This window comes from Aliiruegeria sabulilitoris (genome assembly GCF_001558155.1).
In the GTDB taxonomy this organism is placed as follows: Bacteria; Pseudomonadota; Alphaproteobacteria; order Rhodobacterales; family Rhodobacteraceae; genus Tropicimonas; species Tropicimonas sabulilitoris.
In genome coordinates this window covers 207,459-228,268 of record NZ_LOAS01000009.1, presented here as the reverse complement: position 1 = coordinate 228,268, position 20,810 = coordinate 207,459, and the positions used below count along the sequence as shown (strand labels likewise).

At 65.0% G+C, this 20,810-nt stretch carries 19 protein-coding genes; all 19 read right to left on the bottom strand.

The annotated features are described in order from the left end of the window. Positions 1-2 precede the first annotated feature (2 nt). Complete coding sequence (locus AX756_RS09860; protein WP_170307745.1) at positions 3-374, bottom strand: YNQ4 family lipoprotein; 372 nt, start codon at positions 372-374, stop codon at positions 3-5. Positions 375-408: 34 nt separating this feature from the next. Continuing rightward, positions 409-2,430: an NADH-quinone oxidoreductase subunit NuoG gene (gene nuoG, locus AX756_RS09855; protein ID WP_068310537.1), complete on the bottom strand. Its 2,022-nt coding sequence runs from the start codon at positions 2,428-2,430 to the stop codon at positions 409-411. Between the two features lie 507 nt (positions 2,431-2,937). After that, complete coding sequence (locus tag AX756_RS09850) at positions 2,938-3,714, bottom strand: SDR family NAD(P)-dependent oxidoreductase (protein ID WP_068310535.1); 777 nt, start codon at positions 3,712-3,714, stop codon at positions 2,938-2,940. 157 nt (positions 3,715-3,871) lie between these two features. Further along, on the bottom strand, positions 3,872-4,303 hold the full coding sequence (locus AX756_RS09845; RefSeq protein ID WP_156461442.1) for a DUF5333 family protein: 432 nt from the start codon (positions 4,301-4,303) through the stop codon (positions 3,872-3,874). Positions 4,304-4,387: 84 nt separating this feature from the next. After that, the gene (gene nuoF / locus AX756_RS09840) at positions 4,388-5,668 is read right to left on the bottom strand and encodes an NADH-quinone oxidoreductase subunit NuoF (protein ID WP_068310531.1); all 1,281 of its coding nucleotides are present in this window, start codon (positions 5,666-5,668) and stop codon (positions 4,388-4,390) included. Positions 5,669-5,679: 11 nt separating this feature from the next. Next, positions 5,680-5,910, bottom strand: coding sequence for a DUF5337 domain-containing protein (locus AX756_RS09835; RefSeq protein ID WP_068310633.1), 231 nt, complete (start codon positions 5,908-5,910; stop codon positions 5,680-5,682). Positions 5,911-5,926: 16 nt separating this feature from the next. Beyond that, positions 5,927-7,051 carry an NADH-quinone oxidoreductase subunit E gene (locus AX756_RS09830; protein ID WP_068310529.1) on the bottom strand — a complete coding sequence of 375 codons (1,125 nt, stop codon included), beginning with the start codon at positions 7,049-7,051 and terminating at the stop codon, positions 5,927-5,929. Between the two features lie 103 nt (positions 7,052-7,154). Beyond that, complete coding sequence (locus AX756_RS09825; RefSeq protein WP_068310527.1) at positions 7,155-8,378, bottom strand: NADH-quinone oxidoreductase subunit D; 1,224 nt, start codon at positions 8,376-8,378, stop codon at positions 7,155-7,157. Beyond that, positions 8,378-8,818: a thioesterase family protein gene (locus tag AX756_RS09820; protein WP_068310525.1), complete on the bottom strand. Its 441-nt coding sequence runs from the start codon at positions 8,816-8,818 to the stop codon at positions 8,378-8,380. The genes AX756_RS09825 and AX756_RS09820 overlap by 1 nt, the downstream gene beginning before the upstream one ends. After that, positions 8,815-9,423 carry an NADH-quinone oxidoreductase subunit C gene (locus AX756_RS09815; protein WP_068310523.1) on the bottom strand — a complete coding sequence of 203 codons (609 nt, stop codon included), beginning with the start codon at positions 9,421-9,423 and terminating at the stop codon, positions 8,815-8,817. The genes AX756_RS09820 and AX756_RS09815 overlap by 4 nt, the downstream gene beginning before the upstream one ends. A 36-nt stretch (positions 9,424-9,459) precedes the next feature. After that, positions 9,460-9,984 (bottom strand): NuoB/complex I 20 kDa subunit family protein, encoded by a 525-nt coding sequence (locus AX756_RS09810; protein ID WP_068310522.1) that lies wholly within the window; start codon positions 9,982-9,984, stop codon positions 9,460-9,462. After that, on the bottom strand, positions 9,984-10,349 hold the full coding sequence (locus AX756_RS09805; RefSeq protein ID WP_068310520.1) for an NADH-quinone oxidoreductase subunit A: 366 nt from the start codon (positions 10,347-10,349) through the stop codon (positions 9,984-9,986). Before AX756_RS09805 ends, AX756_RS09810 begins: the two co-directional genes overlap by 1 nt. A gap of 170 nt (positions 10,350-10,519) precedes the next feature. Further along, entirely contained in the window at positions 10,520-12,463 is a 1,944-nt protein-coding gene (locus AX756_RS09800; RefSeq protein ID WP_068310518.1) for an amidohydrolase, read from the bottom strand. Positions 12,464-12,879: 416 nt separating this feature from the next. Continuing rightward, the gene (locus AX756_RS09790) at positions 12,880-13,677 is read right to left on the bottom strand and encodes a crotonase/enoyl-CoA hydratase family protein (protein WP_068310514.1); all 798 of its coding nucleotides are present in this window, start codon (positions 13,675-13,677) and stop codon (positions 12,880-12,882) included. Positions 13,678-13,682: 5 nt separating this feature from the next. Then, complete coding sequence (locus AX756_RS09785) at positions 13,683-14,543, bottom strand: hydroxymethylglutaryl-CoA lyase (RefSeq protein WP_068310512.1); 861 nt, start codon at positions 14,541-14,543, stop codon at positions 13,683-13,685. Continuing rightward, positions 14,540-16,498 carry an acetyl/propionyl/methylcrotonyl-CoA carboxylase subunit alpha gene (locus AX756_RS09780; protein WP_068310510.1) on the bottom strand — a complete coding sequence of 653 codons (1,959 nt, stop codon included), beginning with the start codon at positions 16,496-16,498 and terminating at the stop codon, positions 14,540-14,542. The genes AX756_RS09785 and AX756_RS09780 overlap by 4 nt, the downstream gene beginning before the upstream one ends. A 99-nt stretch (positions 16,499-16,597) precedes the next feature. Then, the gene (locus AX756_RS09775) at positions 16,598-18,202 is read right to left on the bottom strand and encodes a carboxyl transferase domain-containing protein (RefSeq protein WP_068310508.1); all 1,605 of its coding nucleotides are present in this window, start codon (positions 18,200-18,202) and stop codon (positions 16,598-16,600) included. 122 nt (positions 18,203-18,324) lie between these two features. Then, positions 18,325-19,143 (bottom strand): EcsC family protein, encoded by an 819-nt coding sequence (locus AX756_RS09770; RefSeq protein WP_068310506.1) that lies wholly within the window; start codon positions 19,141-19,143, stop codon positions 18,325-18,327. Positions 19,144-19,156: 13 nt separating this feature from the next. Further along, on the bottom strand, positions 19,157-20,737 hold the full coding sequence (locus AX756_RS09765; RefSeq protein WP_068310504.1) for an AMP-binding protein: 1,581 nt from the start codon (positions 20,735-20,737) through the stop codon (positions 19,157-19,159). Between the last annotated feature and the right edge of the window lie 73 nt (positions 20,738-20,810).

Genomic DNA, 20,810 nt, shown 5'->3' with positions numbered 1-20,810 from the left:
CCTCAGACCGTAGGTATGCCCCGCAAGGCGCAATCTTCCACCGTCACTTCGGCGTCGATTGTCTGCGACCCTTGCGGGAGCGCTGGCGAGACCGTGTAAACCGCATCCGCGCGCCAAACGCCAGACTCTAGTGCAACTCTTGTGCGGACATGTCGCGCAAAGCCGTATCCGCGTATCAACGTGTATTGGGCAACAGCACATGTGGCATAATCTTCCACGTCGATGGCGTCGCGCGCGCCTTCCATCTCGACGATGAAGCCGACAAGGTCATCGCCAAGCAATTGGGTCTCGATTCCCTTGTATACGGGTTCGAATGGCAGATCGTCACGATCCACCGCGTCCTCTGCTGTGCATGCCCCGAGAGTGGCGATCAGTGCCGCCGCCACTCCCTCTCGCGCCGCCACGCGCTTACTCCGCGGCCAGCGGCGTGTTTGCGCGCGCCTTCGCCTGTGCCGAGAGCTCGGCCATGAGCGCGCTGGCGCGAGCAATCGGGTTGCTCAGGTAGTAATCCTGGATCGCCAACCGGAAATCGGCCTGCCCCAGTTCGCGCGGCTCCAGCGCCGCACCCTTGTTCACGGGCAACGCATCGAGCGCTCCCATGTGCGGAACCTGCTTGATCAGCGCCTTGCGCAGCTGAAGCTGGGTGTCCCAGGGCTGCGTGGCGCCGAGTTCGGCCGACAGCGCCCGCAGGATCGCCCAGTTCTCCTTGGCCTCACCCGGCGGGAAGGATGCCCGCATCGCCATCTGCACGCGACCTTCGGTGTTCACGAAGAGCCCCTGCTCCTCCACCCAGGCCGCCGCCGGCAGAATCACGTCGGCGCGGTGCGCGCCGCGGTCGCCATGGCTGCCCTGGTAAATGACGAAGGGACCTGCATCGATCTCCACCTCGTCAGCGCCGAGATTATAGACAACCTCCGCCCCGTCGATGACGGCTTCAAGGCCGCCCTCGGTCACAGCACCGACATCCATCGCGCCAACGCGGGAGGCTGCCGTGTGCAACACCAGCAGCTTGCTGTCAGTCTGTGCACAGATCTTTTGCGCGGCGGCCAGCACCGCTTCGCCATCAGCTTCGCGAAGGGCGCCCTGACCAACGATCACAATGGAAGGCTTGGAGCGAATCTCGACGGAGCCGCCCATGTCCACCACTTTCTGAAGCGCGGCGCGGTCCGTTCCGGCGTGGAAATAGTCGAATGTCAGATCGACCTTTTGTCCGACCAGGGCGACATCCGCCCCGGCGATCCAGGCCTTGCGGATGCGGGCGTTCAGAACCGGCGCTTCGGTACGCGGGTCGGTGCCGATAAGCAGGATTCGCTCGGCGCTGTCGATATCCTCAAGAGCGGCTGTGCCGACATAGGCGGCACGATTCGCAATCGGCAGGCGCGCGTTGTCGGTCCGGCATTCCACCTTGCCGCCCTGCCCTTCGACCAGTTGCTTGAGCGCGAAGGCCGCTTCGACCGGGGCCAGATCGCCCACGAGACCGGCAATCTTCTTGCCCTTCATCGCGGCAGCGGCGGCAGAGAGCGCCTCGGCCCAGCTCGCGGGTTTCAACTTGCCATCGACACGCACGTAAGCCCTGTCGAGTCGCTGGCGCTTGAGCCCGTCCCAGACGAAGCGCGATTTATCGGCCAGCCACTCCTCGTTGATGGCGTCGTTGTTGCGCGGCAGGATCCGCTTCACTTCGCGACCCTTAGTGTCCACGCGGGTATTGGAGCCAAGTGCGTCCATCACGTCGATGGTCTCGGTCTTGGTCAGCTCCCAGGGCCGCGCGGTGAAGGCATAGGGCTTGGAGACCAGCGCACCGACCGGGCAGAGGTCGATGATATTGCCCTGCAGGTTCGAATCGAGCGTCTGGTTGAGGTAGGAGGTGATCTCCGCATCCTCGCCCCGGCCCGTCTGGCCCATCTGGGTGATGCCGGCCACCTCGGTGGTGAAGCGCACGCAGCGGGTGCAGGAGATGCAGCGCGTCATGTGAGTCTCGACCAGCGGACCGAGATCGAGATCTTCGGTGGCCCGCTTCGGCTCGCGGAAACGGCTGAAGTCGACGCCATAGGCCACGGCCTGGTCCTGCAGGTCGCATTCGCCGCCCTGATCGCAGATCGGGCAGTCCAGCGGGTGGTTGATGAGCAGGAACTCCATCACGCCCTCTCGGGCCTTCTTGACCATGGGCGAGTTCGTACGGACCTCAGGCGGCTCGCCATTGCGACCCGGACGCAGGTCGCGCACCTGCATCGCGCAGGAGGCCGCGGGCTTCGGCGGACCGCCGACCACTTCCACCAGGCACATCCGGCAATTGCCGGCGATCGACAGACGCTCGTGGTAACAGAATCGCGGAACCTCGATCCCAGCCTGTTCGCAGGCCTGAATCAGGGTCATCGCGGGGTCGCATTTCACTTCGATGCCGTCGATGATGATGGTGCGTAGGTCACTCATGCGCTGCCTCCAGCTCCTTCTTGGGGGTACTCCCCTTCAAGACCGGAGGTCTAGGCGCACTCCGGGGTCCCTCTTCGGACCCTCTCTAGCGTCTTCTTTGGCCAAGGCCAATCAGCGATTTCGCCGCGATTTCGGGCGCAGCGCCGCAGGGAGCCGCACTCAATGCAGGGCGAGTCCCTGGCTGCCCGAAACAAGCAAGGTGAAGACGACCAAGGTGGCCGTGGCGATGGAAAGAAATCTGAACATGCGCGTTTCCTTCTGAAATGGGCGCGGGAGGAGCACCCTTTACTTCCAGATGGGGACGCTGTGGCTTTGTTTTCAACAAGGATCGCGTCGTTCCGCCATCCCTGCTGCAATGCAGCAGTTCTTTGCTCAAAACCTGAACGAGCCCGGCGGCTCTTCGCCCAATCACGGAGCCTTGATTGAACGGCCACGCGGCGACCTCTTGAAAGGCCGCAACTCGAAGCCGCACCCCGGCTGCCGGAACAGGGGCTCTCGCGGCCGATCCTACACGGTGAGCTTCATGCCTCCATCGACGAAATAGGTCGAGCCAATGGAATAGCTCGCCCGTTCCGAACACAGGAAGACGAAGAAATCCGCCAGTTCCTCGGGCGAACAGAAGCGCTTGATCGGCGCATATTCGTCGGCTACGCCTTGAAGATACCCCTGCCAGTCGCCGTCGGTGTCCCGCGTCAGCTCCTTGGCGGTATTGACCCAGTCCGGCGTCTGCACCAGCCCCGGATTGACGCAGTTCACGCGGATATTGCGCCCCACGAGCTCGGTCGCCAGCGTCCGCGAGAACATCATCAACGCCGCCTTGGTGACATTGTAGATCGGCTCGTACCAGAGCGGCTGCACGGCACAGATCGAGGCATTGTTGAGCACCACACCACCGCCCCGCGCTTCCATATACGGGACCACACCGCGCGCCAGCCGGACCGCCGCCATCACGTGCAGATCCCAATACTGCTGCCATTTCTCGTCCGGCGCGTCCATGATCGTCTCGTTGGACCCGGTTCCGGCGTTGTTGATGAGGATGTCGACCCCACCAACCGCCTCCACCGCGCCCAGAATCGCGGCAATCCCCTCCGCGGAGGCCACATCGCCCACTGCCGGCACCGCCGCTTCCCCGATATCGGCAATCGCCGCCTCCACCTTTTGGGCGTGGCGCCCATTGATCAGCACCCGCACGCCCTCGGCCGCCAGCCCCTTGGCCACGGCGAGCCCGATTCCGTCAGAGCTTCCGGTGATCAGCGCAGTCTTGCCAGCAAGTTTCAGGTCCATGCTCTCATCCTTTCGTGAAACCGTCCCGAGAGGCATCCACGAACCGGGGATGTCCCCGCTGGCACTTTCTGCCTCGCCTGCACAAAATGCAATCGCGGCTCGCCCAGGAAAATGGACGAGCCGCGAAAATAGTCTGGAATGCCTGTTGCTTACGGGCTTACTGCGACGTGGTCGGATCCACAGCGCCATCGCCGGTGATCTCGACCAAGAAGGCGCCGACCTGCGTACCTTCCTGGATCTCGGCAAACCCGGCCATGCAGACGCGGATGAAATCCGTCTCGTCCTTGCTCAGCTTGTGTTTGTCGAGGAAGGCCGCCTGTGCCGCGCGCACTGCATCGCCCGGATCGGCCATGGAACCTTCGAGATTCTTGGAGTCGAACCCATCCGCAGTGAGGGCTTCCATCACCTCCGTCGTCACATCGGAGGCCTTCACGGCATCGAAGGTCAGATTCGGGCAGGTCGTGGCAATGTTCTCCGCCGTGGTGATCGATACCATCGCATCGACGAAATAATCGGGCGCCGGGCGCAGGTCGTCCGCCAAAACAGGCGTTGCCATCACAAACGCTGCGGCAAGTAGGCTCTTTTTCATCATTGGAACTCCCACTTCCGGCCCTGTATCGAAAAACGGCCCGACGCATGCGCCGGGCCCGTTGTCAGAATGCTAGTGTCAGGATCACTCGGCCGCAATCCCCGGCTTGTTCTTGATCCGGTACTCGATCTCGTCGCGGAAATGCCGGATCAGGCCCTGGATCGGCCAGGCGGCGGCATCGCCGAGCGCACAGATCGTGTGGCCCTCGACCTGCTTGGTGACATCCATCAGCATGTCGATCTCTTCGATCTCGGCCTCGCCCTTCACCAGCCGGTCCATGACCCGCATCATCCAGCCCGTGCCTTCACGGCAGGGGGTGCACTGGCCACAGCTCTCATGCTTGTAGAACTTGCTGAGCCGCCAGATCGCCTTCACGACATCCGTGGACTGGTCCATCACGATCACCGCCGCCGTGCCGAGGCCGGAGCGCTGCTCGCGCAGCCAGTCGAAATCCATGATCGCTTCCCTGGCGATATCGGCGGGCAGCAGCGGCACCGAGGAGCCACCGGGGATGACGGCCTTGAGGTTTTTCCAGCCACCGCGAATACCGCCGCAATGCTTGTCGATCAGCTCCTCGAAGAGGATCGACATGCTCTCCTCGACCACACAAGGGGTGTTCACATGGCCCGAGATGGCGAAAAGCTTGGTACCGGTGTTGTTCGGACGGCCAAAGCCCGCGAACCACTCGCCGCCCCGGCGCAGGACGGTCGGCACGACGGCGATGGATTCCACGTTGTTCACCGTGGTCGGGCAACCATAGAGGCCCGCGCCCGCCGGAAACGGCGGCTTCATGCGCGGCATGCCCTTCTTGCCTTCGAGGCTTTCCAGAAGCGCGGTTTCCTCGCCGCAGATATATGCGCCGGCGCCATGGGCGACGAAGAGGTCGAAATCCCAGCCCGAGCCGGCCGCATTCTTGCCGAGGAGACCTGAATCATACGCCTCGTCGATCGCGGCCTGCAGCGCCTCGCGCTCGCGGATGAACTCGCCGCGGATATAGATGTAGCTCTCATGCGCGCCCATGGCGAAAGAGGCCAGCAGGCACCCCTCGATCAGCGTATGCGGGTCATTGCGCAGGATCTCCCGGTCCTTGCAGGTGCCGGGCTCCGACTCGTCCGCGTTTACAACGAGATAGGACGGACGCCCGTCGCTTTCCTTGGGCATGAAGGACCACTTCAGACCGGTCGGGAAGCCCGCCCCGCCGCGGCCGCGCAGGCCGGAGGCCTTCATCTCGTCCACGATCCAGTCGCGGCCCTTCTTGATGATGTCGGCGGTGCCGTCCCAATGGCCGCGGGCGCGGGCACCGGCGAGCGTACGATCCTTCAGACCGTAGATGTTGGTGAAGATCCTGTCCTTGTCCTGCAGCATCTCTTATCCTCTCATCCCTCGTCGCCGGAGCGGGTGCGCCACATCCGGACTGCCACCACCAGCGCCCAGACAAAGGCCGCCAGCGAGGCGAAATAGAACAACATTTCATAACGCGCGGGAAGCCCCGTCAGGGCCACCAGCGCCGGTGCGAAAATTGCCAGCAAACCGCCAAGCGCGATCACGACAGCCACGATGCGGCCCTGTCGGGCAAAGGCCCGGTCATGTTCGCTGGGTCGGGTCATTGCCGGCGCCATCCGCTCACTTCTTCTTGGCCGAGAACTCGGTCTCGCCGCCTTCCGCCAGGACCTTGGCCTGATCCACCCATTCGTCCCGGGTCACGCGGCCCTTGAAACCTTCGAGGTTCTGATCGACCCAGGCGATCTCCTCGGCGGTCCAGTTCGCGATCTGGTCGAAATGGTAGAAGCCGAGGAAATTGCACATTTCCTCCAGCTTTGGCCCGATACCCTTGATTTTCTTGAGGTCATCCGCCTTGCCCTCGCGCGGCCCGTCGAGCCATTGCGGGCGCGTGCCGGCGATCTCGGCCGCGGTTTCCGGGTCTGGCTTCGCGGTCGACTTCGCAGGGGCTTCCTGAACGGTGGCGCCGGTCTCGTCGACAGGCTGGCCTGCGGCGGGGCGCGGCTCCTCGACGGGCGCGGCACCGACCGCACGTCCGCCCTGGTCGGTCCAGGGCTTGAGCAGCGGCACCTCGGTGCCATCGATCCGTTTGACGGTATCTCCGATCGTCACCGCCAGTTCGACCGAGGCGTTGTACTTGGCGGCATTCTCATTGCCATCCGTGAGCGTCGTCGGACCGCCCAGGGGCTCAGCACCGTAACGGCCGTTCTGCGGGCCCGGCACCGGCACCTTGCCGGCAGCCAACTCGTCGAGGATCTCGGCGAGGCGCTCGGCGGTGAGGTCTTCGTAGAAATCCTTGCCGATCTGCACCATCGGCGCGTTGCCACAGGCCCCGAGGCATTCGACCTCTTCCCAGGAGAACTTGCCATCGGTGGACAAATGGTGCGGCTTCTCGGCGATCTTGTCCTTGCAGACCCCGATCAGGTCCTCTGCCCCGCAGATCAGGCAGGAGGTCGTGCCGCAGACCTGGACATGGGCAACGGATCCAACGGGTTGCAGCTGGAACATGAAGTAGAAGGTCGCCACTTCCAGCGCCCGTATATACGCCATGCCGAGCATGTCTGCGACATGCTCGATGGCTGGGCGGCTCAGCCAGCCTTCCTGTTCCTGGGCACGCCACAGCAGCGGGATGATGGCCGAGGCCTGGCGGCCTTCGGGATACTTGGTGATCTGCGCCTCGGCCCATTCCCGGTTGGCGGGGGTGAAGGCGAAGCTCTCGGGCTGTTCGGGATGGAGACGGCGGAGCATTACACGCGGTCCTTCGATGGCTGGCCGAGGCTCGTGCGGAAAGCGCGGGAGCCTTCGGCGGGGATATTTTCGGAAAGAGGAAGGGAAGCAGGCGCGTGCCGCATCAGCGGTCGATCTCCCCGAAGACGATGTCGAGCGTCCCAATCACGGCCGGGATATCGGCGAGCTGGTGGCCCTTGCAATAGTACCCCGTGGTCTGCAGATGGGCGAAGCCCGGCGTCCGCAGACGCAGACGGTAGGGTTTGTTGGAGCCATCGGAGACGATATAGACGGCCATTTCGCCCTTCGGCGCCTCGGTCGCACAGTAGATCTCGCCGGCCGGGATCTTGAAGCCCTCGGAATAGAGCTTGAAGTGGTGGATCAGCGCTTCCATCGAGGTCTTCATGTCGGCGCGTTTCGGGGGCGTGAGCTTGCCGCGGGCGAGAACGTCGCCCTGCCCGGAGGGCGCGCGCAGCTTCTCGATGGCTTGCAGGACGATCGAGGTCGACTGGCGCATCTCTTCCATCCGCAGCAGGTAGCGGTCGTAGCAGTCGCCGTTCTTGCCCAGCGGGATCTGGAAGTCGAACTCGTCATAAAGATCATAGGGCTGCGTGCGACGCAGGTCCCAGGCAAGCCCGGCGGAACGGGCCATCGGACCGGTCATCGCCCAGTCATAAACATCCTGCTCGGAGACGATGCAGATATCGACGGTCCGCTGCTTGAAGATCCGGTTCTCGGTCAGCAGCTCGTCCAGATCGTCCAGTACCTTGAGGAATTTCGGCGCCCAGGCCTCGATATCGTCGAGCAATTCAGGCGTGACATCCTGATGGACGCCGCCGGGGCGGAAATAGTTGCAATGCATCCGGGCGCCGGAGGCACGTTCGAAGAAGGTATAAACCTCCTCGCGGCCAAGCTCGAAGCCCCAGAGCGGCGGCGTCAGCGCGCCCACGTCCATCGCAGCCGTGGTCACGTTCATCACGTGGTTACCGATCCGGCTCAGTTCCGCCATTAGCACCCGCAGCAGCTGGCCGCGGCGCGGCGCCTGCACTCCGGTCATCTTCTCGATGGCCAGGCAGAAGCTGTGCTCCTGGTTCATCGGCGCGGAGTAGTCCAGCCGGTCCATGTAAGGCGCGTTCTGGAGATAGGTGCGGCTCTCCATCAGCTTCTCGGTGCCGCGATGCAGCAGGCCGATATGCGGATCCGCGCGCTCGACGATCTCGCCGTCCAACTCGGTGACGAGACGCAACACGCCGTGGGTCGCCGGGTGCTGCGGGCCCACGTTGAGGTTGAAGTTGCGGATCGTCTGTTCGCCCGTGCGGACGTCTTCGAAACCCTTGGAACCGTCCATCAGCTTTCGGTCCTCTCCAAATGCGCCTTCGCGGCCTTCGCGGCCACCTTGGCGTTGAATTTTTCCCAGCGGGTAACGGCGCGTTTGTGCGTGCCCTCCCCGATCATATCCTGTCCGTCATGGCCACGGACGCGGAAAGTGATGAATCGGCCGTCGATCCCGATCACTTCCGTTTCCACCGTCACGGTCAGGCCCGGCGGCGTGGGCGCAACATGGCTGAGATCGAAACCGATCCCGAGCGAGCCCTCGCCCGGCTCGTAGTAGGGGGCAATCTGCTCCACGCAGGCCCACTCGAACATGCCGATCATCATGGCCGAGGCAAAGACCTCCGGCATGTCATCCATGATCCACGCATCCGGAAACAGCCGGCAGACGACCTCTTCTGGCCGCACCTCACGGGCAAATGTCGCCCGGTCGCCTATGGCAAGCCCCGGCTTCACTTAGCCTTTTCCGCTTTCTCGTCGCCCGGCAGGATGTATTTCGCGCCTTCCCACGGAGACAAGTAGTCATACTGGCGGTATTCGTGCACCAGCTTCACCGGTTCATAGACCACGCGTTTCTGCGCATCGTCATAGCGCAGCTCGACATAGCCGGAGGTCGGAAAATCCTTGCGCAGCGGATGGCCGCGGAAGCCATAATCGGTCAGGATTCGGCGCAGGTCCGGATGGCCGGAGAAGACCACACCAAACATGTCGAACACTTCCCGCTCGTACCAGTCGGCCGAGGGGAAAATCCCGGTCAGCGAGGGGATGGCTTCGTCCTCCCGCACGCTCGACTTCACGCAGATGCGCTGGTTCTGTTTCATCGACAGGAAATGGTAGACGACGACGAAACGCTTTTCGCGCTCCGGGTAGTCGATTGCCGTGATGTCGACGCATTGGGTGAACTGGCAGGTGGCATCGGCCCGCAGGAACTCGACGAAGCCGAGCAGTGCGGCGGGCGGCGCCTCCACGGTCAGGTCACCATTGTTGATCACCCACTTGGTCACGCAATCCGGGCGGCGTTCGGCGATATATTCGCCAAGGGTGTGAAGCGCATCGCTCATAGCGGTGTCATCCTTCCTTCAAGCAGCGAAGGCCAATCAGCGGGTAATCGTGCCCACCCGGCGGATCTTGCGTTGCAGTTGCAGCGTGCCATAGAGCAGCGCTTCGGCCGTCGGCGGGCAACCGGGGACGTAGACATCGACCGGAACGATCCGGTCCACGCCGCGGACCACCGAATAGGAGTAATGGTAATAGCCGCCGCCATTGGCGCAGGAACCCATGGAGATCACCCAACGCGGCTCCGGCATCTGGTCATAGACCTTGCGCAGAGCGGGGGCCATCTTGTTGGTCAGTGTACCGGCAACGATCATCAGGTCCGACTGGCGCGGCGAGGCGCGCGGCGCGGTGCCGAAACGCTCCAGGTCGTAGCGCGGCATGGAGACGTGAATCATCTCGATGGCGCAGCAGGCCAGCCCGAAGGTCATCCAATGCAGCGAGCCGGTGCGGCCCCAGTTGATGATGTCTGCAGTAGATGTCACCAGGAACCCCTTGTCGTTGAGGTCCTTGTTCATCTTTGCCACCGTGGCGTCCTTGTCGGCGCCGGCGGTGTTGGGGCCGGTCATCACTCCCATTCGAGTGCTCCCTTTTTCCATTCATAGGCGAACCCGACCGTCAGAACGGCAAGGAAGACCATCATCGACCAGAAGGCCGCCATTGAGATGTCTCCGAAGGCGACCGCCCATGGAAACAGGAAGGCCACTTCGAGGTCGAAGATGATGAAAAGGATCGAAACCAGGTAGAAGCGGATATCGAACTTCATCCGCGCGTCGTCCATGGCATTGAAGCCGCATTCATAAGCAGAGTTCTTTTCCGCGTAAGGATCGCTCGGCGCGACCACCCATGCGGCAACAACCATGCCAAGTCCCATCACTATGGCGATGGCGAGGAAAATGAGAATGGGAAGATATTCTCTGAGAAGTCCGTCCACGTCTGGCTCCTTGTCTGCCCGCGCAACTTATCACACAGGTGGTTTGGGGCTAGTAGGCGGTTTACGCGCGGGCCGGGATGGGGTCAACCGGCGGCGTGTCGCGGGCAAGCGGCCATATGTCCCGCCTGCCCCGCCCCGCTTGTCCCACCCCCGGGGCGGCATTCCCGCTTTCATTCCAAGCTGCTGGCGGCCCGCGCATAGGCCGGCGCGAGCGCGTTGACGAGATAGCCGGAGACACAGCCCGCCCCGTGCGGCGAAAGCTCGGCGATACGTGTCGCCAGCAAGCGCTGCGTCGGGCTCCACCCGGACGGAATCTCGGCCGCAAGCGCCGCTTTCTGGAAGAAGGCAGCCGCCGTATCGACGCCCCCCGGCCCCATCCGCCAGCGCAAGCCGCCATCCTGCTGTGCAGCCGCCGCGCGATCATAGATCACCACGTCTTCCTTGATCGTCTGCACGATTTGCACGGCGTCGAGCGTCTCTGGGTCTATGGCGGTCGGGTCCTGCGACAGAATCACCAGGTCGGCCAGCTTGCCGGGTTCCAGCGAGCCCTTCTCGGCCTCCTCGAAATGCTGCCAGGCCGGCCAGAGCGTCATCGCCTTGAGCGCGGTCATCACGTCCACCCGGTGTTCCGGGCCGATAATGTCGCCCGAGCGCGATCGGCGCGTCACTGTCGCGTCCAGCACGCGCATCGAATCGGGGAAGGCGACAGGCGCATCGTGATGGGTGGAAAAGCGCATCCCGCGCTGGAGCACCCAGCCGGTGGGCGAGATATTGTTGGAATTGACCGGGCCCACGGTGCGTTCGCGGTGCCAGTCGCCCCAGTAGAAGGTGTGCATCGGGAAGAGCGACGGGAAAACGTTCAGGCGATTGAGGTCGTCCACCTGGTCCTCGCGCAGGAACTGCCCGTGGATCAGGACCGGCCGGCGGTCTTCCATGCCGTATTCCTTCTCAGCCGTCTCGATGGCCGCCAGCAGCAGGTCGCTCGCCGCCTCGCCGTTGGAATGGGTCAGGATCTGGATGCCATTGCCAAAGGCCCAGTCGATGGCGTCGAAAACGTCATCGGGGCTGGCCGCATGATAGCCCACGTAATCGGCGCGGAAATTCTCGGGCGGGTTGTAATAGGGTCGGTCGCGCCAGGCGGTGAAGCCCTGCGGAGAGCCGTCGATGGTCAGCTTGGCGCCGCCGACGCGGTACCGGTCCACGTAATCGCGGCTGTGAGTCGCGGCGATATAGTCGCGGTCCACTAGCACATCGGGATAGGCAACCACGTCGATCTCCAGCGCACCGCTCGCGGCCACCGCCTCCATGAGCTTGGCCTGCCCAGTGGTCGCCCTGCCCTCCTGAGCGGTGGTGTAGCCATAGCTTGCAATAAGCTCGGTCCCGGCCCGGAACATCGCCATCATGCCCTCGGCATCGAGATGTTGCAGCACGCTCATGAGCGCCACGAAATGCGGCGTTTCTTCCAGCACGCCGGTGGGCCGTGCGCCGCCCCGCTCGCGCCGGATCACGCCACCTTCCATCTCCTCGGTATCCGGACCGATGCCGGCAATTTCGAGTGCGGCGGAATTGGCCACGCCGAGATGTCCGGACTGGTGGACGATATAGATCGGCACGTCGGTGGAAACCGCGTCGAGATCCTCCCGCGTCGGGTGACGTAGCTCGGCAAGCTGGGAATCGTCATAGCCGAAACCGATCACCGCATCCACGGCGGCGATCCGTTCGGGATAGGCCGCAATATAGTCGCGCAGGATCTGCTGGAGATCCGCCACCGAATTGCCGTCGCCATCGGGCGCGGCCAGCAGATTCGCCGCCATCGCCTGCAAGCCGATCATCATCACGTGACCATGCGCATCGACAAATCCCGGCAGCAACGCGCGGCCGTCCAGATCGCGCAATTCCGTCGCGTCCCCCTGATAGGCCAGCATCTCGGCAAGCGAGCCCACGGCGAGGATCCTGCCATCCTTCACCGCCAGCGCCTCGGCGCGGGGGGCGGCATCGTTCATGGTCAGGATCGGGCCGCCTTCGTAAATCGTGTCAGCAATTTCCTGAGCTTGAGCGCTGGCAAGGCTGGCCAACACTGCGAGGGTCGAAAGAAGCGAAATAGGTTTGGTCATGCAAAAATCTCCCTATTTTTCGAAAGAGTGGCATTTTAAAGCGCGATGTCCAGCATGACGAACCTGATCATTGCGGTTTTTCTGAACAATTCGGCGGATCAAACTCTGCGCCAGAACTTGGCCCCGGCGAGCCGGGCGGACCCGAAACGGCGCTTCTTCAGAAGTTCAGGGAACATACACGGCGTGACGCGCCGCAGCTTGCCCGCTTGCCGTTGCAAGTTTTCGAACAGACCGCTGCAACCGCGCGCTTCCCGCGCAGTCTCGCCACTGAATCGGCCCCCCCGGGCAAGGGGGATCGGAAGAATCGGCTCATTGAACACAATCCATCTCCCCCGAGATACATCCGGCCCAATGCACTGACCCAGCCCGTGAGCCCAAACGCCGAACCGTCACGGCAGGGACCCGACTGCCCCCGCTCAGTTCCGCGTGCCCTCGATCCACCGCGCCTTGCGTTTCTCGAAGAAGGCGGCGATTCCCTCCCCGGCTTCCGCGCTCTCCCAACGGCGGACCAGCGCTTCGACCGTGTCGGCAATCGCCGCCTCGTCGATCACCGGACCCAGCCGCCGCAGCAGCGCCTTGGCCTCGGCCACAGCGCCCGGTGCCGCGGCGAGATAGGGTTTCACTTCGGCCTCCACGGCGGCGTCCAGATCGGCCTCGGGAACGGCGCGGGCCAGAAGGTCGAGTGCCGCTGCCTCCTGCGCCTCGAATATCCGGGCCGACATGAAGACCCGCCGCGCCTTGGCCTCGCCCATGCGTGCGGCCACATAGGGGCCGATGGTCGCCGGGATAAGCCCGAGCCGCGTTTCGGTGAGGCCGAACCTCGCCGTGTCCACTGAAATCGCCACGTCGCAGACCGAGATCAGCCCGACACCACCGCCAAAGGCGTTGCCCTGCACCCGCCCGATCACCGGTTTCGGGCAGGTGTTCAGCGCCTGCAGCATGTTCGCCAACTTCATCGCCTCCCGTGCGCGCGTCGGGCCATCCGCGTCCATCTGCTGGCGCATCCAGTCCAGATCGCCGCCCGCACAAAAGCTCGCCCCTGTGCCAGTCAATACGACCACGCGAACCGCCGGGTCGCGCCCCAGCAGAACGATCGCTTCGGTCATCTCCACCAGCATCCGCGCCGACATCGCGTTGTGTTTCTCGGGCCGCGCCAGCGATAGCGTGGCCACGCCGCGCGGGTCGGTTTCCACTCGGATCGTATCGTATTCCACCTGTCTCACTCCCTGCGGCCGCGCATGGCGCGCGCCATCCCGGCGGCCTGCGCGACAATCTCCGCATCCAGCCCCGTCTCGACCCCCAGTTCGGCAAGCCGCGCGATCACCGCCTCGGTCGCCACGTTGCCCTCGGCCCCGGGCGCGTAGGGGCAGCCGCCCAAGCCCCCGACGGCCGCGTCGAAAACACGGATGCCGAAATCCAGCGACAGGGCGATATTGTCGAGCGCCCGGCCGCCGGTATCGTGGTAATGCCCGGCGAGTTGCCCCGTCGGCAGATCGCCCGTTACCGCCTCCAGCATCGGCCGCAGCGTCTCGGACCGGGCCTGTCCAATCGTGTCGCCCAGCGAGACCTCGTAACAACCCAAATCCGCCAGCCGTGCCGCCACCCGCGCCACCTGCCCCGGCGGTGTCGGGCCGTCAAAGGGACAATCGGTGACGCAGGACACGTAGCCGCGCACCTTGAGCCCGGCCGCTTGCGCCCCAGCCACGACCGCTGTGATCCGCGCGAAACTCTCCGCCACCGAGCAGTTGAGATTGGCCCGGCTGAACCCTTCCGAGGCGCTCACGAAGACCGCCACCTCGTCGGCGCGCGCCTCGATCGCGCGTTCCAACCCTTGCAGGTTGGGGACCAGCGCGGTGTAGGACACGCCGTCGGCCCGCGCGATCCGCGCCAGCACTTCGGCCGAATCCGCCATTTGCGGCACCCATTTCGGCGACACGAAGCTGGCCACTTCGATCCGGGCAAAGCCCGCAGCACTCAGGCAGTCGACCAACGCGACCTTTTCCGTTGTCGGAATGGGCCGGGGCTCGTTCTGCAATCCGTCGCGCGGGCCGACCTCGAATATCTCGACACGGTCCGTCATTCCGCCCCCCCCGCCTCTTCCGGGTCCAGCAGGACAAGCGCGTCATGGGCAGCAACCTGCGCCCCCGCCTCCACCAGCACCGCCTCCACGCGCCCCGCGCGCACAGCACTCAGCGCATGTTCCATCTTCATCGCTTCGAGAATGACCAACCGGTCGCCCCGTTCGACCATCTGCCCGGGCTGGACCAGCACCTCGCGGACCAGCCCCGGCATCGGCGCCTCCACGATATTACCGCCCATGGCCTCCGCACTCTCCCGCGCCAGCGGGTCCGGCAGGGCGAATTCCCAGGGTTGGCCGGCAAAGACCACAACCGCACCATCGAGCAGGCGCGCCGGCCCCGGCGCCCGCGCTTCGCCGATCAGCCAGCCCCGCGCGCCACGCCGGCATTGCAAAACCTCTTCCTCGATCTCGATTTCGACGCGGTCCGCCCCCCGGATCGCCACACCGATCCGCCATTGCTTCCCGTCCCGCTCCAGAACGACCGTGCGTTGAAGCGGTGCCCAGAGGGAAAAGCCCGTGAAATCGGCCGGCGGCGCGTCCATCCCGCTAGCCGCAAGCGCGGCACAAGCCAGCACTGCCGCCGGCGGCGCTTCCTGACGGACGAGGCTGTCGAGGTCCCGGTCGATCAACCCTGTATCGACCCGGCCCGCCGCAAAGCCTTCATGACGCGACAGCGCCTCCAGAAAGGCGATATTGGTGACCGTGCCGCCCACTTCCGTCTGCTCCAGCGCACGGGACAGCCGGGCCAGCGCCACCCCGCGGCTCGGGCCATGGGTGATGACCTTCGCAATCATCGGATCGTACCAGGGGCTGATCTCGTCGCCCTCGCGCACGCCGCTATCGTTGCGGGACAGATCGCTGAAGCGCAGATGCGCCAGCCGCCCGGTCGCCGGCAGGAAACCCGCCGGCACGTCCTCGGCATAGAGCCGCGCCTCGAAGGCATGGCCTTCGCAACGGATCTCCTCCTGCGCCAGCGGCAGCTTCTCCCCCGAGGCGACACGCAACTGCCATTCCACGAGATCCAGCCCGGTCACCGCCTCGGTCACCGGATGTTCCACCTGCAATCGCGTGTTCATTTCCATGAACCAGAAACCGTCCGGGCGCAGCACCTCGCCGCCCTCGACGATGAACTCCACCGTGCCCGCCCCGACATAGCCGATGGCCTGCGCCGCGCGCACCGCCGCCTGGCCCATTGCCGCGCGCATCTCCTCGGTCATACCCGGCGCAGGGGCCTCCTCGATCACCTTCTGGTGGCGGCGCTGCAGCGAGCAATCGCGCTCGAACAGGTGCACCACGTTGCCATGCGTGTCGCCGAAGATCTGCAACTCGATATGCCGCGGCTGGCGGACGTAGCGCTCCACCAGCACATCCGCATTGCCAAAGGCCGTGCGCGCCTCTGCCCGCGCAGAGGCAAGCGCGGACGCGAAATCTTCCGGGGCATCGACCCGGCGCATCCCCTTGCCGCCGCCGCCCGCGACAGCCTTGATCAACACCGGGTAGCCGATCCGATCCGCCTCCTCGGCCAGCCGCTCGGGCGATTGCTCCGCGCCGTGATAGCCCGGCACCACGGGCACGCCCGCCGCCTCCATCAACCGCTTTGCGGCATCCTTCAGCCCCATCTGCCGGATCGCCGATGCGGGCGGGCCGACAAAGACCAGCCCTGCCGCCGCGACGGCCTCGACGAAGTCGGGGTTCTCGGAAAGGAACCCATAGCCGGGATGCACCGCTTCCGCCCCCGTCCGCCGCGCAGCCGCCAGCAGCGCCTCCGCATTCAGGTAACTCTGCGCGGGCGCGGACCCGCCCAAATGCACAGCTTCATCGGCCAGCGCCACATGCGCCGCCCCAGCATCGGCATCCGAATAAACAGCAACCGTCGATACCCCCATCGACCTTGCGGTCGAGATGATCCGACAGGCAATCTCGCCCCTGTTCGCGATCAGCAATTTGCGGATCATGCGCCTTCCTCCCTCCTGTTCCGCGCGCCCCAAAGAACGCGGGGTGGGCGGGTGGGAGCGCTCTTTGGGGCGCGCCTCTCCACCAGCCCGAAACGCCATTCACATGCGGAACACCCCGAACCGCGTCTCCTCGACCGGTGCATTCAGCGCCGCCCTGAGGCTCAAACCCAGCACATCCCGGCTCTTGCGCGGATCGATGATGCCATCATCCCAGAGCCGCGCGCTTGCATAGAGCGGGTGGGCCTGCTCCTCGAACATCTCCTCGGTCGGTCGCCGGAAAGCGGCCTCTTCCTCGGCCGACCAGCTTCCGCCCGCCTTCTCGATTCCGACTCGCTTCACCTGCGCCAGAACCCCCGCCGCCTGCGCCCCGCCCATCACCGAGATCCGGCTGTTGGGCCAGGTCCACAGGAATCGCGGCTGGTAGGCGCGCCCGGCCATGCCGTAATTGCCCGCGCCGAAGGAGCCGCCCACCAGCATGGTGATCTTGGGCACGGCGGTCGTCGCCACGGCGGTCACCATCTTGGCGCCATGCCGCGCGATCCCCTCGTTTTCGTATTTCTTTCCCACCATGAAGCCGGTGATATTCTGCAGGAAGACCAGCGGAATACGCCGCTGCGAACACAGCTCGACAAAATGCGCGCCCTTCTGTGCCGCCTCGGAGAAAAGTACCCCGTTATTGGCCACGATGCCCACCGGGCAGCCATGGACATGGGCGAAACCCGTCACCAGCGTCTCGCCGAACCGCGCCTTGAACTCGTCGAAACGCGAGCCGTCCACGATCCGCGCGATCACCTCCCGGATGTCGTAGGGCGTGGAGAGCGAGGCCGGTACGACACCGAAGATTTCCTCCGGGTCATAAGCCGGATCCTCCGGGCTGGCCCAATTGGCCGACACATCCGGCACCGGCCCCAGCGAGCCCACCGCGCGCCGCGCCAGCGCCAGCGCATGGGCGTCATCCTCGGCCAGGTAATCGGCCACGCCCGACAGCCGCGTATGCACATCGCCGCCGCCCAGTTCCTCCGCCGAGACCACCTCGCCCGTCGCCGCCTTCACCAGAGGCGGGCCGGCAAGGAAGATCGTGCCCTGCTCCTTCACGATGATGGTCACATCCGACATCGCCGGAACATAGGCCCCGCCAGCCGTGCACGACCCCATCACCACGGCGATCTGCGCGATCCCCGCCGCGCTCATCCGCGCCTGGTTGTAGAAGATCCGCCCGAAATGATCCCGGTCCGGGAACACCTCGTCCTGCTGCGGCAGGTTCGCGCCACCCGAATCCACGAGATAAACGCAAGGAAGATGGCATTCGGCGGCGATCTCTTGCGCCCGCAGATGCTTCTTCACCGTCATCGGGTAATAGGTGCCGCCCTTCACCGTGGCGTCGTTGCACAGGATCATGACGTCACGCCCCATGACCCGGCCGATCCCGGCCACGGCCCCGGCCGCCGGTGCAGCGCCGCCATACATCCCATGCGCCGCCGTCGCCCCGATCTCGAGGAACGGCGTTCCCGGATCGAGCAGGTTCGCCACCCGCTCGCGCGGCAGCATCTTGCCCCGCTCCAGATGCCGGGCGCGAGCCCGCTCGCCGCCGCCGGCCGCCGCTTGCGCGGCGGCTTCTTGCACGACCTCCAGCGCGGCAAGATGCGCCTGCCTGTTGGCCCGGAAATCCTCCGAGCCTGTCACGACATGACTTGTCAACTTCATGCGTCTCTCCTCGACGAGCCCCGATGTCTCGCTACCTTTCGCCCGCCGGCTGTTCGCGCACCCCGCAGGCATCCTCCCCTTTTTCCGGCCCGCTCACACCGGATACGAAAACGTTCCGAGATTCAGCCTCCCGCTTCGTTTTCCTCCGCCGGCCCTTCCAGCATCCGCCGATGCATCAGCCAGCGCATCCGGTAGGCAAACCGCGCCGCGCGGCTTACATCGGTTTGGAAACTGGCATTTACCGTCGCCGCCACCGCGCCGCCGACAATCGGCACCACGCGGCCCGCACCGCGCCCGGCGAGGCTGAAGCCCAATTGCCGCGCGATGCGCTCGATCACCTTGTCCGTAACCCATTCGCCACCCTTTTCCAGCACGATCCGCCCCTCGGGGCTGGCGAGCCACGCCGCCATGTCCGCCAGATGCGCAAGCGTCTCCTCGCGCCCTTTTTCGGCGCCCGCGGTGGCCACCTGCAGGATCAGCAGGCGATAGGTCTGCTCTTCCTCGCTGTCATTGCCGAAACCGAAGGCCGCGCCCGTCGCCCGGACGTTGCGCGCTGCCAGCGCGATGGTTGCGGGTATGTCGGCGGTCATGCCGATCGCGCCAAAGAACCCCGCCGCGCCGCCAGAGGCCGCATTGGCCCCCACGGCCCAACCCTGCACCCGCCGCGCCGCCCGCTCGCAGGCTTCGAGGTCCTCGACCGAATGGCGGGTGAACTCCGACGGAATGGTATAGCCCGCCGCCTTGTCAGCCATGGAGAGGCCCTGTCGCACGAGGCTGGGCGGCACGAAGCGGCCCACCAGCGCGCCCAGCGGAGCTGTCAGCCGCTCGGCTCCCTTGCCCATCCGCGTGGGTTTGCGCTCTTCATAGGCCCGTTGCCGCTCCAGCGCCGCGCGCAGGATGTCGGAGGCCAGGTGTGGCCGCCGGTCGGGAACCGGTGTCATGTCACGTCTCCCTTCAATGCCATTTGATCAATGCCATTTGACGCAGCTCGCGGCGAATGATCTTGCCGCTGATCGTCATCGGCAGGCTCTCCACGAAATGCACGATCCGCGGATACTCATGCGCGGCCAATCGCTGGCGCACATGCTGCTGCAAACCGGCCCGCATTTCGTCCGTTGGTTCAATCCCGTCGCGCAGCAGCACGAAGGCAGTGACCGCCTCCGTTCGCTCCGGATCGGGCGTGCCGACCACCCCGGCGCTGGCGACAGCCGGGTGGGTCAGCAGGCAGTCCTCCACCTCTCCCGGTCCGATCCGGTAACCCGAGGAGGTGATCACGTCATCGTCACGCCCCTGGAAGCGCAGGAACTCGCCCTCGCGCCAGCCGCGATCCCCGGTCAGCATCCACTCACCGCGAAACTTGCCCCGGGTCGCTGTCGGATTTCTCCAGTATTCCAGCATCATGGAAGCCGAACCTCGCTTGACGGAAATATCGCCTTCACCGTCGCAGGGCATGCCGTCCGGCCCGATTACCTCGAGCTCGTGCCCGGGCACAGCCTTGCCCATCGCCCCCGGACGCGGCTCGAACAGCGCCTCGCAGGCGCTGACGACCATGTTGCATTCTGTTTGGCCGTAGAACTCGTTGATATTCAGGCCAAAAGCCGCCTTCCCCCACTCCAGAATCTCGGCCCCAAGCGGCTCTCCGCCGCTGGCCACAGAGCGCAAACCCAGGATCTCCACATCCGCCGCCCGAAGCGTCCGCAGCGCCGAAGGTGGGAAAAATACATTTTTTACAGATGTTTGCCGAATAATCCTCACACACTCATCTGCCGTGAACTTCTCCATCCGCGCCGAAACCACCGGAACCCCGTGCCAAAGCCCCGGCATCAAGACGTCAAACAGCCCGCCGATCCAGGCCCAGTCTGCCGGAGTCCACAGAACATCGCCAGGCAAGGGCATGAGATTATGAGAAATTTCGACACCGGGCAGATGTCCGCGCAACACCCTGTGGGCGTGCAGCGCCCCTTTCGGATTGCCCGTCGTGCCCGAGGTGTAGATCAGGACCGCCGGATCCTCGGCCGCCGTATCAACCGTCGGGAAGACGATGCCATCAACCGGGACCCGCTCGGCCGGCAAGATCTGCTCCCGCCTAAGGCGCAGATCTCCCGCCTGGCTCCAATTCACGAGCTTCTCCGCGCCGACACCGTCGGTCACGACCACGCTGGCCTCCGCGTCCTCCAGCCGTACCGCCATGGCCTCGGGGCCAAACAGCGTGAAAAGCGGAATGGAGATCGCCCCCAGTTTCCAGATTGCGATATGGGCGGCCGCCGTCCAGGGCGACTGGCTCAGGAACACGCCAACACGGTCGCCCCGTCCCACGCCCATGGCCGAAAGCCTGTGCGCAAGTGCGTTCGCCATGTCGCGCAACCGGCGATAGCTCGTCTCCCGCACCCCCTCACGCAACGGCTCGATCAGCGCCATCCGATCGGGCTCCGTCGCGGCCCAACGGTCGCAGACCTCGCTGGCCATGTTGAGCCGCTCGGGGATATCCCATCCCTGCCCCTGCATGAGCGGCAGATATGTCGGCGTCGTGATCATGCCCACCGTCCCGCGGGCGCAGCCCGCGCCGCTGCGCCGCGCGCAGCGGCCACCGCGCGTGGATCTTCGATCC

Excerpts from the sequence above, each read along its gene's own strand:
- AX756_RS09775 (WP_068310508.1), bottom strand. The coding sequence starts at position 18,202 with ATGAAGTTGACAAGTCATGTCGTGACAGGCTCGGAGGATTTCCGGGCC.
- AX756_RS09845 (WP_156461442.1), bottom strand. The coding sequence starts at position 4,303 with ATGAAAAAGAGCCTACTTGCCGCAGCGTTTGTGATGGCAACGCCTGTT.
- AX756_RS09835 (WP_068310633.1), bottom strand. The coding sequence starts at position 5,910 with ATGACCCGACCCAGCGAACATGACCGGGCCTTTGCCCGACAGGGCCGC.
- AX756_RS09765 (WP_068310504.1), bottom strand. The coding sequence starts at position 20,737 with ATGATCACGACGCCGACATATCTGCCGCTCATGCAGGGGCAGGGATGG.
- AX756_RS09780 (WP_068310510.1), bottom strand. The coding sequence starts at position 16,498 with ATGATCCGCAAATTGCTGATCGCGAACAGGGGCGAGATTGCCTGTCGG.
- AX756_RS09825 (WP_068310527.1), bottom strand. The coding sequence starts at position 8,378 with ATGGACGGTTCCAAGGGTTTCGAAGACGTCCGCACGGGCGAACAGACG.
- AX756_RS09815 (WP_068310523.1), bottom strand. The coding sequence starts at position 9,423 with ATGAGCGATGCGCTTCACACCCTTGGCGAATATATCGCCGAACGCCGC.
- AX756_RS09785 (WP_068310512.1), bottom strand. The coding sequence starts at position 14,543 with ATGACGGACCGTGTCGAGATATTCGAGGTCGGCCCGCGCGACGGATTG.
- AX756_RS09770 (WP_068310506.1), bottom strand. The coding sequence starts at position 19,143 with ATGACACCGGTTCCCGACCGGCGGCCACACCTGGCCTCCGACATCCTG.
- AX756_RS09800 (WP_068310518.1), bottom strand. The coding sequence starts at position 12,463 with ATGACCAAACCTATTTCGCTTCTTTCGACCCTCGCAGTGTTGGCCAGC.
- nuoF (WP_068310531.1), bottom strand. The coding sequence starts at position 5,668 with ATGCTGCAGGACAAGGACAGGATCTTCACCAACATCTACGGTCTGAAG.
- AX756_RS09810 (WP_068310522.1), bottom strand. The coding sequence starts at position 9,984 with ATGACCGGCCCCAACACCGCCGGCGCCGACAAGGACGCCACGGTGGCA.
- AX756_RS09850 (WP_068310535.1), bottom strand. The coding sequence starts at position 3,714 with ATGGACCTGAAACTTGCTGGCAAGACTGCGCTGATCACCGGAAGCTCT.
- nuoG (WP_068310537.1), bottom strand. The coding sequence starts at position 2,430 with ATGAGTGACCTACGCACCATCATCATCGACGGCATCGAAGTGAAATGC.
- AX756_RS09830 (WP_068310529.1), bottom strand. The coding sequence starts at position 7,051 with ATGCTCCGCCGTCTCCATCCCGAACAGCCCGAGAGCTTCGCCTTCACC.